18 protein-coding genes are annotated in these 18,546 nt (G+C 49.3%); 7 read left to right on the forward strand and 11 right to left on the reverse strand.

From position 1 onward, the window contains the following. Positions 1 to 33 precede the first annotated feature (33 nt). From cpoB to cydA, 11 genes are all read right to left on the reverse strand, one after another. Positions 34 to 822: a cell division protein CpoB gene (gene cpoB, locus A9587_RS04535; protein ID WP_000097584.1), complete on the reverse strand. Its 789-nt coding sequence runs from the start codon at positions 820 to 822 to the stop codon at positions 34 to 36. 9 nt (positions 823 to 831) lie between these two features. Continuing rightward, positions 832 to 1,353 (reverse strand): peptidoglycan-associated lipoprotein Pal, encoded by a 522-nt coding sequence (gene pal / locus A9587_RS04540; RefSeq protein ID WP_001295306.1) that lies wholly within the window; start codon positions 1,351 to 1,353, stop codon positions 832 to 834. A 34-nt stretch (positions 1,354 to 1,387) separates the two neighbouring features. Continuing rightward, positions 1,388 to 2,680: a Tol-Pal system beta propeller repeat protein TolB gene (gene tolB, locus A9587_RS04545; protein ID WP_010352214.1), complete on the reverse strand. Its 1,293-nt coding sequence runs from the start codon at positions 2,678 to 2,680 to the stop codon at positions 1,388 to 1,390. Between the two features lie 132 nt (positions 2,681 to 2,812). Further along, the gene (tolA, locus tag A9587_RS04550; protein WP_001516008.1) at positions 2,813 to 4,045 is read right to left on the reverse strand and encodes a cell envelope integrity protein TolA; all 1,233 of its coding nucleotides are present in this window, start codon (positions 4,043 to 4,045) and stop codon (positions 2,813 to 2,815) included. A gap of 64 nt (positions 4,046 to 4,109) precedes the next feature. Beyond that, positions 4,110 to 4,538, reverse strand: a complete 429-nt coding sequence (gene tolR / locus A9587_RS04555) for a colicin uptake protein TolR (RefSeq protein WP_000090096.1) — start codon at positions 4,536 to 4,538, stop codon at positions 4,110 to 4,112. A gap of 3 nt (positions 4,539 to 4,541) precedes the next feature. After that, entirely contained in the window at positions 4,542 to 5,234 is a 693-nt protein-coding gene (tolQ, locus tag A9587_RS04560) for a Tol-Pal system protein TolQ (protein ID WP_000131311.1), read from the reverse strand. Continuing rightward, on the reverse strand, positions 5,231 to 5,635 hold the full coding sequence (ybgC, locus tag A9587_RS04565) for a tol-pal system-associated acyl-CoA thioesterase (RefSeq protein WP_001098372.1): 405 nt from the start codon (positions 5,633 to 5,635) through the stop codon (positions 5,231 to 5,233). The genes tolQ and ybgC overlap by 4 nt, the downstream gene beginning before the upstream one ends. A gap of 149 nt (positions 5,636 to 5,784) precedes the next feature. Next, positions 5,785 to 6,078 (reverse strand): cyd operon protein YbgE, encoded by a 294-nt coding sequence (ybgE, locus tag A9587_RS04570; RefSeq protein ID WP_000034596.1) that lies wholly within the window; start codon positions 6,076 to 6,078, stop codon positions 5,785 to 5,787. Continuing rightward, positions 6,078 to 6,191 carry a cytochrome bd-I oxidase subunit CydX gene (gene cydX / locus A9587_RS04575; protein ID WP_000270283.1) on the reverse strand — a complete coding sequence of 38 codons (114 nt, stop codon included), beginning with the start codon at positions 6,189 to 6,191 and terminating at the stop codon, positions 6,078 to 6,080. The genes ybgE and cydX overlap by 1 nt, the downstream gene beginning before the upstream one ends. A 14-nt stretch (positions 6,192 to 6,205) precedes the next feature. Further along, entirely contained in the window at positions 6,206 to 7,345 is a 1,140-nt protein-coding gene (gene cydB / locus A9587_RS04580; RefSeq protein ID WP_000568264.1) for a cytochrome d ubiquinol oxidase subunit II, read from the reverse strand. Between the two features lie 15 nt (positions 7,346 to 7,360). Beyond that, positions 7,361 to 8,929 carry a cytochrome ubiquinol oxidase subunit I gene (cydA, locus tag A9587_RS04585; RefSeq protein ID WP_001516006.1) on the reverse strand — a complete coding sequence of 523 codons (1,569 nt, stop codon included), beginning with the start codon at positions 8,927 to 8,929 and terminating at the stop codon, positions 7,361 to 7,363. A 1,387-nt stretch (positions 8,930 to 10,316) separates the two neighbouring features. Between cydA and glmS the strand changes: the two genes are divergently transcribed. The 7 genes from glmS (at position 10,317) to A9587_RS04620 (ending at position 18,484) form a co-directional block, all read left to right on the forward strand. After that, a complete protein-coding gene (gene glmS, locus A9587_RS04590; protein WP_105263750.1) occupies positions 10,317 to 10,766 on the forward strand; it encodes a methylaspartate mutase subunit S in 450 nt (149 codons plus the stop codon). Next, entirely contained in the window at positions 10,766 to 12,154 is a 1,389-nt protein-coding gene (glmL, locus tag A9587_RS04595) for a methylaspartate mutase accessory protein GlmL (RefSeq protein WP_001516005.1), read from the forward strand. The genes glmS and glmL overlap by 1 nt, the downstream gene beginning before the upstream one ends. Positions 12,155 to 12,172: 18 nt before the next feature. Then, positions 12,173 to 13,618 carry a methylaspartate mutase subunit E gene (locus A9587_RS04600; protein ID WP_105263749.1) on the forward strand — a complete coding sequence of 482 codons (1,446 nt, stop codon included), beginning with the start codon at positions 12,173 to 12,175 and terminating at the stop codon, positions 13,616 to 13,618. Next, positions 13,618 to 14,859 (forward strand): methylaspartate ammonia-lyase, encoded by a 1,242-nt coding sequence (locus A9587_RS04605; protein WP_105263748.1) that lies wholly within the window; start codon positions 13,618 to 13,620, stop codon positions 14,857 to 14,859. Before A9587_RS04600 ends, A9587_RS04605 begins: the two co-directional genes overlap by 1 nt. 3 nt (positions 14,860 to 14,862) lie before the next feature. Continuing rightward, positions 14,863 to 16,233, forward strand: a complete 1,371-nt coding sequence (locus tag A9587_RS04610) for an acyclic terpene utilization AtuA family protein (protein WP_000101359.1) — start codon at positions 14,863 to 14,865, stop codon at positions 16,231 to 16,233. Beyond that, positions 16,230 to 16,547 (forward strand): DUF4387 domain-containing protein, encoded by a 318-nt coding sequence (locus A9587_RS04615; RefSeq protein WP_000813902.1) that lies wholly within the window; start codon positions 16,230 to 16,232, stop codon positions 16,545 to 16,547. Before A9587_RS04610 ends, A9587_RS04615 begins: the two co-directional genes overlap by 4 nt. A gap of 284 nt (positions 16,548 to 16,831) precedes the next feature. Continuing rightward, the gene (locus A9587_RS04620; protein ID WP_000042551.1) at positions 16,832 to 18,484 is read left to right on the forward strand and encodes a class I fumarate hydratase; all 1,653 of its coding nucleotides are present in this window, start codon (positions 16,832 to 16,834) and stop codon (positions 18,482 to 18,484) included. The last annotated feature ends 62 nt before the right edge of the window (positions 18,485 to 18,546 follow it).

An 18,546-nucleotide genomic window follows, 5' to 3' on the forward strand; every position in this document is an offset into this window, starting at 1 on the left:
GAAATAATGCGACTTCTGGTCGCGTGTTATGCATTACATGGCGTTCAGACGTTTTTGTGCCTGTTTGGCGCCATCAGTACCAGGGTACTTACTGATAACCTGTTGGTACACGGCTTTCGCTTTCGCAGTGTCACCTTTGTCCTGCATGATGACGCCGACCTTAAACATCGCATCTGCAGCCTTCGGTGACTTCGGATAGTTTTTCACTACCGAAGCAAAATAGTACGCCGCATCATCTTTCTTACCCTTGTTGTAGTTTAACTGACCCAGCCAATAATTGGCGTTTGGCAGGTAAGTTGAATCAGGATAATTTTTGATGAAATTCTGAAATGCCACCATCGCATCATCCTGGCGGGATTTATCCTGCACCAGTGCAATAGCTGCATTGTAATCAGTGTTTGCATCACCGCTTTTCACCGGCGCGCCAGCACTCGCAGTACCAGCATCAGCCGTTGGCGTTGTTGCCGCCGCCCCGCTTTGCTCAACGCTGGCAGATTGCGTCGCTGCACCACCGCTGCTGAGGCTATCGATCTGCAACAGGATCTGCTTTTGCCGCTCCACGACCTGATTTAGTTGATACTGATTTTCCTGAATTTGACCACGCAGGGAATCAATATCGGACTGATTATCGGAGAGTTGCTGCTGGAGTTGAGTTAAAAGCTGACTGTGAGCATTAGAAATACGCTCAAGTTGAGTGACGCGGTCTTCGACCGAGCCTGAGCCGACACTACTGATTGGTGCCTGAGCAAAAGCGGCCCAGGGGGCCGCTATACCAACCAGTAACGACAGACTCAATAGTTGATGTCTGAAGTTACTGCTCATGCAATTCTCTTAGTAAACCAGTACCGCACGACGGTTTTTGGAGTATGCCGCTTCGTCATGGCCCAGTACTGCAGGTTTTTCTTTACCGTAAGAAACGATGGAGATCTGGTCAGCAGAAACACCTTTACCCTGCAGGTACATCTTAACGGCGTTCGCACGACGTTCACCCAGGGAGATGTTGTATTCCGGAGTACCACGTTCGTCCGCGTGACCTTCTACGGTGACTTTGTAAGACGGGTTGCTACGCAGGAAGTTTGCGTGTGCATCCAGCATTTGAGCGAAATCAGAACGGATATCGTATTTATCCAGATCGAAGTAAACGATATTATTCTGCTGTAGCTGTTGCATTTGCAGACGAGCCTGCTCTTCGGAAGACATGTTGCCGTTACCGCCGTTCGCATCCATACCAGTGCCGGCACCCAGCATGCCTTCGCTGCCGTCATTGCTGGCGTTCTTGTTGGAAGAACATGCCGCAATTGCCATAACAGGCAGAGCAATCATCAGCCCTTTCAGCACTTTGTTCAGTTGCATTTCAATGATTCCTTTACTATTCAATTAATTATTATCACAGATACGGCGACCAGGCAGGGAATTTGACCTGTCCATCAGTTGCCGGAAGACGCGCTTTGAAACGCCCATCTGTAGAAACCAAATTCAGCACGGATCCCATCCCCTGAGAAGAGCTGTAGATTACCATAGTGCCGTTAGGTGCCAGACTTGGCGTTTCATCCAGGAACGTTGACGACAGAACTTGTACGCCTCCCGTTACCAGATCTTGTTTGGCAATGTGCTGCTGCCCACCATTGGAGCTGACCATTACCATAAATTTACCGTCGCTGCTGACATCCGCATCCTGGTTCTGCGAACCTTCCCAGGTAATACGTTGTGGCGCACCGCCGTTGATATTCACTTTATAAACCTGCGGACGACCTGCCTGGTCAGAAGTAAATGCCAGGTTCTGGCTATCCGGGAACCAGGTCGGTTCAGTGTTGTTGCTACGACCATCAGTCACCTGACGAATCTGACCAGAAGCTAAATCCATTACGTACAGGTTCAGGCTACCCGTTTTAGACAGGGCAAACGCCAGTTTGCTGCCATCCGGTGAGAACGCTGGCGCACCGTTGTGACGCGGGAATGAAGCCACCTGACGCACAGCGCCATTTGCCAGCGTCTGGATAACCAGCGCGGAACGACCGCTTTCGAAGGTGACATATGCCAGTTTAGAACCGTCTGGTGACCACGCCGGAGACATCAGCGGCTGCGGAGAACGGTGAACCACAAACTGGTTGTAGCCATCGTAGTCAGATACGCGCAATTCGTACGGGAACTGACCACCGTTGGTCTGAACAACGTAGGCAATACGAGTACGGAACGCACCCTTAATGCCGGTCAGTTTTTCAAACACTTCGTCACTGGCGGTATGGCCAGCATAACGCAGCCATTGCTTGTTAACTTTATATGAGTTCTGAGCAAGTACAGTACCCGGAGCACCACCGGTATCAACTAGCTGATAAGCAACATTGTAAGAGCCGTCCGGGTTCGGAGTGACCTGACCTACAACCACAGCGTCAATACCCAGTGCAGACCATGCTGCGGGTTGAACTTCCTGCGCGCTACCCGGCTGCTGTGGCAGACGAGCGCGATCTAACGGGTTAAATTTACCGCTGTTACGCAAGTCAGCAGCAACAATGCCGCCAATATCTTCAGGTGCCGCACCAGGCCCTGCCCACTGGAAAGGAACGACACCAATAGGACGACCGGAATCTACACCACTGTCGATCACAATGCGGACTTCAGCGTGCAGAACTGACGCCCACAGTATGAGAAAACCAAATGCTACTCGTAATGCCTGCTTCATCATATCTCCCTTATCCGGACAGATAGTCCACGATAATTTAGCAGAATGTTAACAAACTCAAATACACAAAACTACCAGAACCCCGCGACAACCGATGTCTGATATTAACCGCCGTGACGGCCAACATCGCGATTACGGCTTGAAGTCCAATGGTGCGTTTTTGAACACTTCATATACTGCCTGGCTTGGTGGTTTCGGGATCTTCGCAAGTTTAGCTGCTGCCAGTGCAGCCTGACAAAGTGCGGGATCGCCACCTTCAGGTTTGATATCCAGTAACATGCCATCTGGTGCCAGTTTTATGCGCAGCGTACAGGTTTTGCCTGCATAAGACGATGCGTCATAAAACTTACTTTCGATAGCAGATTTAATCTGCCCGGCATAGTTATTGATATCTGCACCTGATGCGCCATTGTTTTTAGTATTACCACTCCCGGCAGGCGAAGCATTGTTCCCTTTCGCCCCACCACCGGTTTTCGGTGCATTCTTACCAGAGCTTAGCTCACCGAAGATATCATCTGCCTCTGCGGCCGCTTTAGCTGCAGCGGCTTTTTCAGCAGCCGCTTTTGCCGCTGCTGCTTTCTTCTCGGCTGCGGCTTTCTCTGCTGCTGCTTTCTTATCAGCTGCAGCTTTCTCTGCCGCTGCTTTCTTATCAGCCGCAGCCTTTTCAGCAGCCGCTTTCTTCTCAGCTTCAGCCTTCGCTTTTTCAGCAGCTTCAGCCGCTGCTTTCTTTCTTGCTTCAGCAGCGGCGGCTTCTGCAGCTTCGGCTTTCTTCTTCAGTGCCGCAGCAGCTTTGGCGGCTTCAGCCTCAGCTTTCTTCTGCGCTTCGGCTGCGGCTTTGGCAGCTTCTGCTTCCGCTTTTTTCTTCGCATCCGCAGCCGCTTTCTTCGCCGCTTCGGCTGCTGCTTTGGCATCCGCTTCGGCCTTCGCTTTAGCATCTGCCGCAGCTTTCGCTGCCGCTTCTTCCGCTTGCTTCTGCTTTAACTCAGCCTGTTTGGCGGCGTCTTCAGCCTGCTTTTTCTGTTCCTGAGCAGCTAACCGCTCTTTCTCAAGTTGCTTCAGGCGTTCCTGTTCAGCCGCTTGCTTTTCACGGAGTTCTTCGGCTGCCTGCTGTTCCTTAATCTTGCGCTGCTCTTCGGAACGCTTCGCGCTTGACTCCTGGCTTTGCATGCGTTTGTACTGCTCAACTACCGCACCTGAATCAACCATTACGGCGTCGATAGACGAACCACCGCCACCTCCGGCTGAAGCTTCTATATTCTCATCGAACGAACTCCAGATCAGCGCCGCAAATAAGATGACATGCAGCACTGCTGAAATAATTATCGCCCGTTTGAGCTTGTCGTTTTGTTCGGTTGCCTTTGACACTCTCGGTTCCCAAAAACTGTTCGCCTGTTACCCGCTCTCTTTCAAGCAAGGGAAACGCAGATGCTTAGATAGGCTGCGTCATTAAACCAACCGATTTCACACCCGCACTGTGTAACAAGTTCAGCGCTTTAATTATTTCATCGTAAGGCACATCTTTTGCGCCACCGATCAGAAAGACCGTTTTCGGATTAGCCTTGAAACGACTGGAGATTTCTGCCACCACCTGCTCTGGAGGTAAACGCTCCAGGCGATCTTTCTCAACCACCACGGTGTACTGACCAATACCAGATACTTCAACTATCACTGGCGGATTATCGTTACTACTCACTGCCTGCGATTCAGTAGCGTCTGGCAGATCGACCTCCACACTCTGGGTAATGATGGGTGCTGTCGCCATAAAGATCAGCAACAGCACCAGCAGTACATCCAGCAACGGTACGATGTTGATTTCGGACTTGAGATCGCGACGACCTCGTCCACGCGCTCTGGCCATGGCTTACCCCTTGTTGCTCTCGCTAACGGTAAACGCCTGGCGGTGCAGAATCGCAGTAAACTCTTCCATAAAGTTATCGTAATTCAGTTCCAGTTTGTTTACGCGTTGGTTAAGACGGTTGTAAGCCATAACCGCCGGAATAGCGGCGAACAGACCGATTGCCGTGGCAATCAACGCTTCTGCGATACCGGGAGCCACCATTTGCAGTGTTGCCTGCTTCACCGCACCAAGGGCAATAAAAGCGTGCATGATCCCCCAGACTGTACCAAACAAACCGATATACGGGCTGATAGAACCCACCGTACCGAGAAACGGAATGTGTGTTTCCAGATTTTCCAGCTCACGATTCATAGAGATACGCATCGCACGTGCAGCCCCTTCCACCACTGCTTCTGGCGCATGGCTGTTGGCACGATGCAGGCGCACAAATTCTTTGAACCCGCTGTAAAAGATTTGTTCCGACCCAGTGAGATTATCCCGTTTTCCCTGGCTCTCCTGATAGAGGCGAGAAAGTTCGATTCCAGACCAGAATTTATCTTCAAACGCTTCGGCTTCACGCGCTGCAGCGTTAAGAATACGGGTCCGCTGGATAATAATGGCCCAGGATGCGATTGAAAAACCAATCAAAATCAACATGATAAGTTTAACCAGAAGGCTAGCCTTCAGGAACAAATCAAGGATATTCATGTCAGTCACTGCTTAAACTCCGCGACAATAGACTTAGGAAGCGCACGAGGCTTCATTTTGAGTGGGTCAACGCAAACAATCAGAACCTCAGCTTCATTCAGCAGAGTATTCTCGGCGTTGACAATACGTTGCGTGAAAACCAAAGAGGTGCCACGCATTGATGTTATTTCAGTCTGTATTTCGAGCATATCGTCGAGCCGTGCAGGTGCGTAATATTCCACCGTCATTTTACGCACCACGAAGGCAACACGTTCAGCCATCAGTGCCTGTTGGCTAAAGTGATGGTGGCGCAGCATCTCTGTGCGTGCTCTTTCATAAAAAGCGATGTAACTGGCATGGTACACCACACCACCGGCATCAGTATCTTCATAATAGACACGAACCGGCCATCGAAACAGCGTTGTATTCACTTTACATCCCGGTAATGCAACAAAAGTTAGAACTTTTAAACGCTGCTACTATACGCGTGCGATTGAGGTTTGGGAATGAGGGTAAGTTAAGGGAGCGTAAAAATTTATGGACCCTCAACGGCCCATAAATTTTTAAAGAGAATTCTGATTTAAAAGAAGAAGAAAATCAGCCCTACAATGAGAACAAGATCAGCAAGCAATGGGCAAAAAATCCCTTTCCAAAGAACCTTCTGCGGACGAAACCCCACGCCGTGAATAACGCCTGCGCAGACGGCCCACATCAGCAATAATCCATGCCAGATTTCCAGCTCACTGGTCTTCGCGGCAAAACGTGATGGGTCCCAAAACATACATCCTGCTAACAGAAGCGCCATCACGAAGGAAAGCGCCCTCAGAGGGCGCTTGTCCATTACCGCATACAAGGTTGCGATAATCTTACTCATCAACTGTCTTCTTGACCGGCTTTGCCTGATTCGACGTGCTCAAGCGCCAGCGCGGTAATTACCCCAAATGAACAGGCAAGAAGCGTTCCCAGAATCCATGCGAAATACCACATTTTTAGCTCCTTACTTAGTACAGAGAGTGGGTGTTACGTTCAATATCTTCTTTGGTGATACGTCCGAACATTTTCCAGTAACACCAGGCGGTGTAGAGCAGAATGATCGGCACCAGAACCACCGCAACCCAGGTCATGACGTTAAGCGTCAGTTGGCTGGAAGTTGCATCCCACATTGTCAGACTTGCATTCATCATGGTGCTGGACGGCATTACAAACGGGAACATTGCAATACCCGCAGTCAGAATGATGCAGGCCAGTGTCAGAGAAGAGAACACAAACGCCCACGCGGCTTTATCCATACGCGCAGTCAGGATAGTCAGCAGTGGTAGAACCACCCCCAGAGCCGGAATAGCCCACAGAATTGGCGTGTTGTTGAAGTTCACCAGCCATGCACCAGCTTCACGAACCACTTCTTTATTCAGCGGGTTAGATGCTGCGTAATGGTCCATTGTCGACTTCACAACATAACCGTCGATACCGTACATCACCCATACGCCAGCCAGTGCGAAGCACACCAGCGTTACCAGCGCCGCCACCTGAGCCGTTGCACGGGTACGCAGGTGCAGTTCACCAACGGTGCGCATTTGCAGATAGGTTGCACCCTGAGTGATGATCATCCCGACGCTTACCACACCAGCCAGCAGGCCGAACGGATTGAGCAGTTGGAAGAAGTTACCGGTGTAGTACAGACGGAGATATTCATCAACATTGAACGGTACACCCTGCAACAGGTTACCGAACGCCACGCCAATCACCAGCGGCGGAACGAAGCTACCAATGAAGATGCCCCAGTCCCACATGTTACGCCAGCGGGTTTCTTCAATCTTGGAACGGTAATCAAAACCGACCGGACGGAAGAACAAAGATGCCAGCACGAGGATCATCGCGACATAGAAGCCGGAAAACGCAGCGGCATAGACCATCGGCCAGGCAGCAAATAATGCGCCGCCTGCAGTGATCAGCCAAACCTGGTTACCGTCCCAGTGTGGGGCGATGGAGTTAATCATAATTCGACGCTCGGTGTCGTTACGACCGAGGAAACGGGTGAGCATGCCCACCCCCATGTCGAAACCGTCAGTGACTGCAAAACCAATCAGCAGAATGCCAACCAGCAGCCACCAGATAAAACGCAATACTTCATAATCGATCATTTGACGACTCCTGTCTTAGCGTGCCGGCTGAGTAGTCGTGGAAGACTGCTCAAAGTGATAGCGACCGGTTTTCAGGCTGCTTGGGCCGAGGCGTGCAAACTTGAACATTAAGAACATTTCTGCCACCAGGAACAGGGTATACAGGCCGCAAATCAGAACCATAGAGAAGATGAGATCGCCTGCAGTCAGCGACGAGTTCGCCACTGCGGTAGGCAGCACCTCACCGATAGCCCACGGTTGACGACCATATTCGGCAACAAACCAGCCCGCTTCTACAGCGATCCACGGCAGCGGAATACCGTACAGCGCGGCGCGCAGCAGCCATTTTTTCTCACCGATACGGTTGCGGATTACGCTCCAGAAGGAGAGCGCGATAATTGCCAGCAGCAGGAAGCCACACGCCACCATGATGCGGAACGCGAAGTACAGCGGTGCTACACGTGGAATAGAGTCTTTGGTTGCCTGTTGAATCTGCGCTTCAGTCGCATCCGCCACATTCGGCGTATAGCGTTTCAGCAGCAGACCATAACCGAGATCTTTCTTCATGCTATTGAACTGATCGCGTACAGCCTGGTCGGTAGAACCAGAACGCAGTTGCTCAAGCAGAGAGTACGCTTTCATCCCGTTACGGATACGTTCTTCGTGCTGCACCATCAGCTCTTTCAGGCCGATAACCGGCGTATCCACAGAACGTGTAGCGATGATACCCAGCGCATAAGGGATCTGGATTGCAAATTTGTTCGTCTGCTCTTCCTGATCAGGAATACCGAACAGAGTAAAGGCAGCAGGCGCAGGTTGAGTTTCCCACTCGGCTTCAATAGCAGCCAGTTTGGTTTTCTGCACGTCACCCATTTCGTAACCGGATTCATCACCCAGAACAATAACGGACAGAACAGCAGCCATACCGAAGCTTGCAGCGATAGCAAAGGAGCGTTTTGCGAAGGCGAAGTCACGGCCTTTCAGCATATACCATGCGCTGATACCGAGGATGAACATCGCGCCAGTCACATAACCAGACGCAACAGTGTGAACGAATTTCACCTGAGCAACCGGGTTAAGCACCAGCTCGGAGAAGCTCACCATCTCCATACGCATAGTTTCGAAATTGAAATCGGACGCGATTGGGTTTTGCATCCAGCCGTTCGCAACCAGAATCCACAGTGCGGACAGGTTTGAACCGAGCGCCACCAGCCAGGTGACACACATATGCTGAACTTTACCCAGACGATCCCAACCGAAGAAGAACAGACCTACAAAGGTGGATTCGAGGAAGAAGGCCATCAGACCTTCGATTGCCAGCGGCGCACCGAAGATATCCCCTACATAGTGAGAATAATAAGACCAGTTAGTCCCGAACTGGAACTCCATGGTTAAACCGGTTGCCACACCCAGAGCAAAGTTGATACCAAACAACTTGCCCCAGAACTTTGTCATATCTTTATAAATCTGTTTGCCGGAAAGGACGTAGACCGTTTCCATGATGGCCAGCAGGAACGCCATACCGAGCGTCAGTGGCACAAAAAGGAAGTGGTACATCGCGGTCAAGGCAAACTGTAAGCGCGACAGTTCGACTATATCTAACATCATGACTCCTTGCTCATCGCATGAAGACTCCGAGAGTGAACCCCGTTAGAAAGGGTCACACGCATGCCCCAATACAAAATTATTTGCTCGCCCCTATCGTTGCCATTTCATCAAAAGAGGAAAAGACAATGATAAAAAGTTACAAACATGTTAATGAATAAACCAAATTGATCCCGCAATTATATTACGCCGCAAAATCCTTACAATAAACAGGTTTTTATTGAACAAATTTGCATTTTTCGACAGTGATCAATTTATAGCGAAATTGTCACCATCTCACCAATTTGATCTACGACAATTTATCGTGTTTTGCAGATTTTTTTCAAGAATTAAAAATTGATTTATATCAAAATCAATCAGATATGTTAATTATGTGTGAATTAGAGATTGTTAGTAATTTTATTGTTAACATATTGTAAACCATAAATGCATAATTATTATCGCAATGGAGAGATATAGATAAAAAACCAGTATTTTATTTAACAGAGCTGCTTTATCGACTTTTTATAATACTAATTAGTTAGAGTAGCCAATTTGTTGCCATTTTACATAACATATTTTTATCAAAGTTAATCGATTGTTGTCTTTATGAGCACATTCCTATGAGTCCATTATTTTATTGTTTCTCTGGTAATAATCACTTACAGGGATAGATGTATTGGGTATAGTCAGGCGGGACGAAAATTTTTTAAGCGAAATTATAGGGTATAGGTATTTTCCCGCTCTTGTCCTCTACGATTAATTCAGCAATTAACAATTAAGAAAAATAGCAGGTAATTCAGCAAGTAAGTCTACCGCAGGCTGTTATATATAGAATATTGTTATTCATTTAACAGCAACACGAAACAACGAAGTGGGATTGTAAGTGAGTGTTATAAAACTCCAGATTCCTTCGAACAATACGTTACCCTGCCTCTAAAAAATACTCCTATGGCGTAAAGTTGATTAGCTCCAACGAATGGCATAAACCTGTGCAGGATATTAACTACTTGTTACTTACAACATTATTTTTACAATTCTGCGTTAAGCCAGAAGCGAATAGTATTGGATACATACATCAAACTTTTTTAATTGCCTTTATAGGGGTTAAAAGTGTGCCCAAAATGCAAATTAGATGTTGATCACAATTATATCAACATATTAGATCAATAGAATTTAAAAAAAATTAAAATCAATGGCGCAAGGCATCGCAACGCATTGAATTTTCTAACCTATTTAAACACACATTATAAACAAGCATTTTACGAAAGATATTTTGAAAATAGATCAATTGCATCCTAATGACTGGGCAAAGAAACTCCAGTGATATTAAGCATGTGCCGTTATGTATGGCCATAAATACAACGTGTGTAACTTATTTTACTCTCTGTCTTACAAAGGATTACCCATGAAGAAAGCAACACTTGTGATTGGCGTTATTGGCGCTGACTGCCATGCAGTAGGCAATAAAGTTCTGGATCGTGTTTTTACCACCCATGACTTCAGGGTCATTAATCTGGGCGTTATGGTCAGCCAGGACGAATATATTGATGCCGCCATTGAAACTGGCGCTAACGCGATTGTGGTTTCCTCTATCTATGGTCATGGCGATATCGACTGTCTGGGCATGCGTGAACGCTGCATCGAGCGCGGGCTGGGTGACATTCTGCTTTATGTGGGCGGTAACCTGGTGGTGGGTAAACATGACTTCGCTGACGTGGAAATCAAATTCAAAGAAATGGGTTTTGATCGCGTCTTCGCCCCCAGCCATGACTTAGAAGATGTCTGCCAACTGATGACCAACGATATCAACCAACGTCATGACGTAGAAATACACATTCTCGAAGAGGCAATCTGATGCAAATTGTCTCTGTCGATATTGGATCGACGTGGACCAAAGCAGCCCTCTTCACTCGGGAGGGGGACGCGTTAACGTTGGTTAACCACGTTCTGACTCCAACCACCACGCACCATCTGGCGGAAGGTTTTTTCTCCAGCCTGAACCAGGTGTTAAACGTAGATAATGCCCTCCCCCTGTTAAACTGCGGTGAGGTTGCATTGAAGTATTCCTCCTCAGCCAAAGGGGGACTGGCGGTCGCTGCAATGGGGTTAGTGCCTTCTATCACCCTGGAAACTGCGAAAGTAACCGCTCACTCTGCTGGCGCTAAAATCACGCAATATTACGCCTACAAGCTGAACCGCCGTGATATTCAGGCGCTGGAAGAGACACCGCCAGACATCCTGTTGTTCACCGGCGGCACCGACGGCGGTGAAGAAAGTTACGGACTGAATAACGCCCGCGTGCTGGCAGAATCAAAACTCGACTGCGCCATTATTTATGCCGGAAACAGGGATATTCAGGATGAAGTGCAAGCCATCCTTGGGCATAAAGAGCTGACTATCGTCGATAACGTCCTGCCTGACCTTGACCATCCAACCCCTTTGGCCGCGCGTCAGGCCATCTGCGACATTTTTCTCAAACGTATTGTTAAAGGAAAAGGACTGGATGTCATTGTTGATGAAACGGGCGAAGAACCGATGCCGACACCGTGGACGGTCTATGAGTTGGTAAAGGCCATCAGCAATGTAAATAGTCACTGGAAAGAGTTCATTCTTCTCGACATGGGCGGCGCAACCACCGACGTCTATTCCGCCTGCATTAATCATCTCGCGCCAGATACCGTTTTGCACGGCGTACCAGAACCATTCATAAAACGAACCGTAGAAGGCGATCTGGGGATGCGCGTCTCGGCGGCGGTGGTTGGTGAAAACGCAAAAGACTTAGTCAATATGATCTTTGCTCAGCAACCCGTGCAGCAGGAGGCTTTTTATCATTACCTTCGTCATTTGGCCGCTCATCCCGAATACTTACCCGCTAACACAGAAGAAAAATATTTCGATGCTGTGCTGGCCGGGCTGTGCGTGGGTTACGCCACAGAACGTCATGCGGGCACCAAAAAAGAAGTCTGCACCTGCGTCGGTAATGTTGATTTACAAATGGGACGCGACCTTACCACCGTGCACAAAGTCATCGGCTCCGGTGGATGGCTGTCGCGCGCCAGCCAGTTTGATATTCATCACTGGCTGAAGTACCGCGAGTTAAACGACGACGGCAAACGCATTCTCTTACCGACTCAATTTGAATATTACCGTGATTCACAGGGGCTATTTCCACTGCTGGCAAACGTCGCCAGAGTAGACCCGCAAGCCGCTGCGCTCACCAGTATTCAATGCTTAACCCTATAACAATTAAGGCAGCAACCAATGGAACTTCGAAACAAGAAATTAACCCATGACGAATTCATGGCCGAGCGGCAACAGGTACTGAAAACCTGGGAAACTGGCAAGGACGTTGAAAAATTCGAAGATGGCGTTAAATACCAACAAACCATACCTGAACATAAACGCTTCTCCCTTGCCCTGCTGAAAGCAGACCTGGAAGGTAAAACACTTAGCCAGCCGCGCGCTGGCGTGGCGCTGATGGACGAACACATTGAACTACTGAAAACACTACAAGAAGAGTGCGATCTGCTGCCGAGCACCATTGATGCCTACACCCGTCTGAATCGTTACGAAGAAGCGGCGGTGGGAATTAAGAAGTCCATCGAAGCCGGAACATCTAAACTGAACGGTTTACCGGTGGTTAACCACGGTGTCGCAGCGTGCCGCCGTCTGACCGAAACCCTGCAAAAACCGTTACAGATCCGCCACGGCACGCCAGATGCGCGCCTGCTGGCTGAAATCTCAATGGCCAGTGGCTTCACCAGTTATGAAGGCGGCGGCATTTCCTACAATATTCCGTATGCCAAACGTGTAACGCTGGAAAAATCTATCCGCGACTGGCAGTACTGCGACCGCTTAATGGGGTTGTATGAAGAACATGGCATTCGTATCAACCGCGAACCATTTGGCCCACTGACTGGAACGCTGATCCCGCCATTTATCTCGCACTCTGTTGCGATTATCGAGGGCCTGTTGGCGTTGGAACAAGGCGTAAAATCTATCACTGTTGGTTATGGCCAGGTCGGCTGCCTGACACAAGATATTGCGGCGATCCGGTCTCTACGTGAACTCGCGCACGAATACTTCCAAAACAATGGTTATACAGACTACGAGTTAAGTACGGTGTTCCACCAGTGGATGGACGGTTTTCCGGAAGACGAATCGAAAGCGTTCGCCATTATCTCCTGGGGCGCGGCGGTAGCAGGCATGTCGGGCGCAACTAAAGTTATCACCAAAAGCCCACATGAAGCATGGGGTATACCTACCGCCGCCGCCAACGTGCAGGGGCTGAAAGCCTCCCGTCAAATGCTCAATATGGTCAGCGATCAAAAATTCCCGCCATGCCCTGTGGTTGAACTGGAAATTGAGCTGATTAAAAGTGAAGTTCGTGCCGTCCTGAATAAAGTGTTCGAACTGGGCAATGGTGATATCGCGCGCGGTACAGTGCTGGCTTTTGAAGCGGGTGTACTGGATGTACCCTTTGCGCCAGCCGCCTGCAACGCGGGCAAACTTCTTCCGGTTCGTGACAACACCGGGGCTATCCGCGTACTTGAAGCCGGAGCCGTTCCTCTGCCAAAAGAGATTCTTGACCTCCACCACGATTACGTTGCCGAACGCGCACGCGTTGAAGGACGCCAACCGACATTCCAGATGGTTGTAGATGACATCAATGCCGTATCCCACAGCAAATTAATAGGAAGACCATAATGAAAATAAAACAGGCCCTTTTCACCGCTGGTTACTCATCGTTCTATTTCGACGACCAGCAGGCGATAAAAAACGGAGCGGGTCATGACGGCTTTTTTTATACCGGGGAGCCAGTAACGCCCGGTTTTAGCGCTGTGCGCCAGGCCGGGGAGTGCGTTTCAGTTCAGTTGATTCTGGAAAACGGTGCCGTCGCCGTCGGTGACTGTGCTGCTGTTCAATACTCCGGAGCCGGTGGCCGCGATCCACTATTCCTTGCTGAACACTTTATTCCGTTCCTCAACACGCATATCAAACCTTTGCTGGAAGGCCGCGATGTGGACGCATTCCTGCCGAATGCCCGTTTCTTCGACAAACTGCGTATTGACGGCAACCTGCTGCACACTGCCGTGCGTTATGGTTTATCGCAGGCATTACTTGACGCCACCGCGCTGGCAACCGGTCGCCTGAAAACCGAGGTCGTTTGTGCCGAATGGCAATTACCCTGCGTAGCGGAATCCATTCCGTTATTTGGTCAAAGCGGTGACGACCGTTACATCGCTGTGGATAAAATGATCCTTAAAGGCGTCGATGTCCTGCCACATGCATTGATTAATAACGTTGAAGAGAAGCTGGGCTATAAAGATGAAAAACTACGCGAATATATCCGTTGGCTGGCGGATCGCATTTTGGGCAAACGCACCAGCGCACGCTATCGCCCTACCCTGCACATTGACGTTTACGGCACTATCGGTCTGATCTTCGATATGGATCCGGTGCGCTGCGCCCAATACATCGCCAGTCTGGAAGACGAAGCACAAGGTTTGCCACTGTACATTGAAGGTCCTGTCGATGCCGGTAATAAACCTGATCAAATTCGCTTGTTAACCGCCATCACCAAAGAGCTGACGCGCCTCGGTTCCGGCGTGAAAATTGTCGCTGACGAGTGGTGTAACACCTACCAGGATATCGTTGATTTCACCGATGCAGGCAGTTGTCATATGGTGCAAATTAAAACGCCGGATCTTGGCGGTGTTCATAACATCGTTGACGCAGTGTTGTATTGCAACAAACACGGGATGGAAGCCTACCAGGGCGGTACCTGCAACGAAACAGAGATCAGCGCCCGCACCTGTGTGCACGTTGCGCTGGCCGCACGCCCAATGCGTATGCTGGTCAAGCCAGGGATGGGTTTCGACGAAGGCCTCAACATCGTCTTCAACGAAATGAATCGTACTATCGCACTGTTGCAGGCTAAGGGATAACAGATGGCTCGTAAATTCAAAGTGTTATCGCCAACAGCCATTCTTGGTTATGGTTTCCCGGAAGAAAGTTTTAATAAGGCGATGGAAGAATCTCCGGATCTGATCGCCGTTGACGCCGGTTCATCTGACCCAGGTCCCCATTACCTGGGGGCGGGTAAAGCCTTTACCGACCGGGCGGGCGTCAAACGCGACCTGCGTTACATGATAACCGCTGGCGTGAAGAACAACATTCCGGTGGTAATCGGTACGGCAGGCGGCTCCGGCGCGGCCCCACATCTGGAGTGGTGCCGTGAAATTATTCATGAAATTGCGCAAGAAGAAAAACTCTCGTTCTCGATGGCGCTGATTCCTGCTGACGTCGACAAAGCACTCGTCCACGAAGCGCTGGATAATGGCAAAATCACGGCGCTGGATTTTGTCCCGGCATTAACCCATGAAGCAATCGACGAAAGTACCTACATTGTGGCGCAAATGGGGATCGAGCCTTTCCAGCGGGCGCTGAAAGCAGGCGCTCAGGTGGTTCTGGGTGGGCGCGCTTACGACCCGGCCTGCTTTGCCGCACTGCCTATCATGCAGGGGTTTGACGAAGGGCTGGCGCTGCACTGCGGGAAAATCCTTGAGTGCGCGGCCATTGCCGCAACGCCTGGCTCCGGTTCAGACTGTGCAATGGGTATCATTGACGACAACGGCTTTACGCTGAAGACATTTAATCCACAGCGTAAATTTACCGAAACGTCCGCCGCCGCGCATACGTTGTATGAGAAATCTGATCCGTACTTCCTGCCTGGACCTGGCGGCGTACTGAATCTAAAGAGCTGTACATTTAAAGCGGTCAATGATGGCGAAGTGTATGTCAGCGGTTCAAAACATGAAGAAACGCCGTATGCCCTGAAACTGGAAGGCGCCCGTCGGGTTGGCTTCCGCTGCCTGACCATTGCCGGGACCCGCGATCCTATTATGATTGCCGGGATCGACAAAATTATCGAAGAAGTGAAAGCAAGCGTAGCGAGTAACCTTTCGCTGGACGATGACAGCATCCGCATTACATTCCACCTGTACGGAAAAAATGGCGTCATGGGTGCTCATGAACCCACGCAAACTGCCGGACACGAACTGGGGATCCTGCTGGATGTCGTCGCGCCAACTCAGGAGATTGCCAATAGCGTTTGCTCGCTGGTGCGTTCAACCATGTTGCACTATGGCTATGAAAATCGCATCGCTACCGCAGGTAACCTCGCCTTCCCGTTCTCGCCCTCAGATGTACAGGCTGGGCCGGTATATGAGTTCTCGATCTATCACCTGATTGAAGCCAACGACGCACTGCGTTTTGATTTCCACATCGAACAGGTGACGCCGGAAGGAGTTCAGGCATGAAACAGTCAATTCGTTCACTGGCGCAGGTGATCCGCTCCAAAAACGCCGGACCCTATGAACTGGTTTTAGATATTTTATTTAAAACGAAAGAAAACTATGAGCGAGTTAAATCATCTGGGCAATTAACCCCAGAACTGGTGGCTGGCTTATATCATGTTGAACCTGAATTTATTCATCGTATTGTCTGGTTTGATCCTTCTAATGCAGTAAAAATCGTCATGCCACGAGATATTATTTCCGGAAATGTGGGTGATAGTGATGTTTATGGTGCACAGCAACACGCACCTTTATTAAGTATTCATTTTGATATTTAATAATTAATATTTTTTAGATTATCAACCTCATAAATGTACCTGCACAGATTTATTCATGACAGGTACATTTATCTAAATATATCAATAAAATAAATTGCGAAGCATGCTGGTATTATCACATCTTAAATAATGGGTGAACTACGTCCCTCTAAAAATCACACGTAATTAAACAAAAAATGCTTAAGTAAATACCGAATGACAACGTGATATAAACATCCAGCTCCTGCTGGAAAAATGGCCTGTCTTAGCATTCGGTAAAAATAACCACAACGTGAGAAGAGATCATGTCTAAACCATTCGTCTGGCAGGATCCGTTTTTGCAAGATAAAGACGGTACAGAATATAAATTAATTAGCGATCAACATATTATGGTAACGAAGTTAGACGGTGAAGACGTAATAAAAGTCGCCCCTGACGCGTTAACGTTGCTTGCCCGACAGGCATTTTATGAAGCCTCTTTTTTCTTACGCTCTGCTCATTTGCAACAGGTCGCCAGCATTCTTAACGATCCGCAAGCCAGCAGTAATGACAAATACGTGGCCTTGCAGTTACTGCGAAATGCAGAGGTCTCGGCAAAGGGAATATTACCCAACTGTCAGGACACAGGCACAGCAACGATTGTTGCCAGCAAGGGACAACATATCTGGACCGGGTGCAATGATGCTGAAGCCCTGAGCAAAGGTATTTACAGCACTTTCCAGGAAAATAATCTGCGTTTTTCGCAAAATGCGCCACTGGATATGTATACCGAGATGAATACCCAAACCAATCTCCCGGCGCAGATTGATATCAGCGCCGTACCCGGCGACGAATACCATTTTCTGTGTGTTAATAAAGGGGGAGGCTCCGCCAATAAAGCCGCGCTTTATCAGGAAACAAAATCTCTCCTGCAACCGGAAAAACTGACCGCATTTTTAATTGAAAAAATGAAATCGCTGGGCACCGCCGCCTGTCCGCCCTACCATATCGCCTTTGTCGTCGGAGGACTTTCTGCCGATCAAGCGTTAAAAGTCGCCAAACTGGCTTCAACGAAATACTACGATAATCTGCCCACCAGCGGAAACGAGCAGGGACAAGCATTCCGCGATGTTGAACTGGAAAAAACATTGCTCGACGCCAGCCAGCAATTTGGTATTGGTGCTCAGTTTGGTGGCAAATATTTCGCTCATGATATTCGTGTTATTCGTCTGCCACGCCACGGCGGCTCCTGCCCAATTGCCATGGCGCTCTCCTGTTCCGCCGATCGCAATATTAAGGCCAAAATTAACAAACACGGTATCTGGCTGGAAAAACTCGAACATAATCCGGGGCAATATATTCCTGTATCAATGCGGGAAGAAAATCGCACGCATCATATGCATCTCGATCTGAATCGTCCATTGCGTGACGTGATGCAAGATCTCGCCACGTTACCGGTCGGCACCCGCGTGTCGTTAAGTGGGCCAATCGTGGTGGCGCGCGATATCGCCCACGCAAAAATTAAAGAGCGACTGGATAACGGTGAACCGATGCCGGATTACCTGAAACATCATGTTGTCTATTACGCAGGGCCGGCGAAAACACCAGAAAACATGGCCTGCGGTTCATTGGGGCCAACCACTGGCGGTCGAATGGACGGTTATGTCGATACCTTTCAGGCAGCGGGCGGCAGTCTGGTCATGTTGTCGAAAGGCAACCGCAGCCAGCAGGTCACCGATGCCTGTCACAAACATGGCGGCTTTAATCTGGGAAGTATTGGCGGTGCGGCGGCGTTACTGGCGCAAGAATATGTCAAAAGCCTTCGCTGTCTGGAATACCCGGAGCTGGGCATGGAAGCCGTGTGGATGATGGAAGTTGAAAATCTGCCCGCATTCATTCTGGTGGATGATAAAGGCAATAATTTCTTTAGCCAGTTTGAGCAGCAACACCGCTGTGCCAGTTGCCCTGCGGGGCATTAATGAAAGTGAATGTTACGCTTTAGTCGTGCAGGGTGAGCTGATCTTTATGCTGGCTTACCATT

This window comes from Escherichia sp. MOD1-EC6162 (assembly GCF_002965125.1).
In the GTDB taxonomy this organism is placed as follows: Bacteria; Pseudomonadota; Gammaproteobacteria; order Enterobacterales; family Enterobacteriaceae; genus Escherichia; species Escherichia marmotae.

Coding starts and splice junctions, on each gene's coding strand:
- cpoB (WP_000097584.1), bottom strand. CDS start 822: ATGAGCAGTAACTTCAGACATCAACTATTGAGTCTGTCGTTACTGGTT.
- pal (WP_001295306.1), bottom strand. CDS start 1,353: ATGCAACTGAACAAAGTGCTGAAAGGGCTGATGATTGCTCTGCCTGTT.
- tolB (WP_010352214.1), bottom strand. CDS start 2,680: ATGAAGCAGGCATTACGAGTAGCATTTGGTTTTCTCATACTGTGGGCG.
- tolR (WP_000090096.1), bottom strand. CDS start 4,538: ATGGCCAGAGCGCGTGGACGAGGTCGTCGCGATCTCAAGTCCGAAATC.
- ybgE (WP_000034596.1), bottom strand. CDS start 6,078: ATGAGTAAGATTATCGCAACCTTGTATGCGGTAATGGACAAGCGCCCT.
- cydX (WP_000270283.1), bottom strand. CDS start 6,191: ATGTGGTATTTCGCATGGATTCTGGGAACGCTTCTTGCCTGTTCATTT.
- cydB (WP_000568264.1), bottom strand. CDS start 7,345: ATGATCGATTATGAAGTATTGCGTTTTATCTGGTGGCTGCTGGTTGGC.
- cydA (WP_001516006.1), bottom strand. CDS start 8,929: ATGTTAGATATAGTCGAACTGTCGCGCTTACAGTTTGCCTTGACCGCG.
- glmS (WP_105263750.1), top strand. CDS start 10,317: ATGAAGAAAGCAACACTTGTGATTGGCGTTATTGGCGCTGACTGCCAT.
- glmL (WP_001516005.1), top strand. CDS start 10,766: ATGCAAATTGTCTCTGTCGATATTGGATCGACGTGGACCAAAGCAGCC.
- A9587_RS04600 (WP_105263749.1), top strand. CDS start 12,173: ATGGAACTTCGAAACAAGAAATTAACCCATGACGAATTCATGGCCGAG.
- A9587_RS04605 (WP_105263748.1), top strand. CDS start 13,618: ATGAAAATAAAACAGGCCCTTTTCACCGCTGGTTACTCATCGTTCTAT.
- A9587_RS04610 (WP_000101359.1), top strand. CDS start 14,863: ATGGCTCGTAAATTCAAAGTGTTATCGCCAACAGCCATTCTTGGTTAT.
- A9587_RS04615 (WP_000813902.1), top strand. CDS start 16,230: ATGAAACAGTCAATTCGTTCACTGGCGCAGGTGATCCGCTCCAAAAAC.
- A9587_RS04620 (WP_000042551.1), top strand. CDS start 16,832: ATGTCTAAACCATTCGTCTGGCAGGATCCGTTTTTGCAAGATAAAGAC.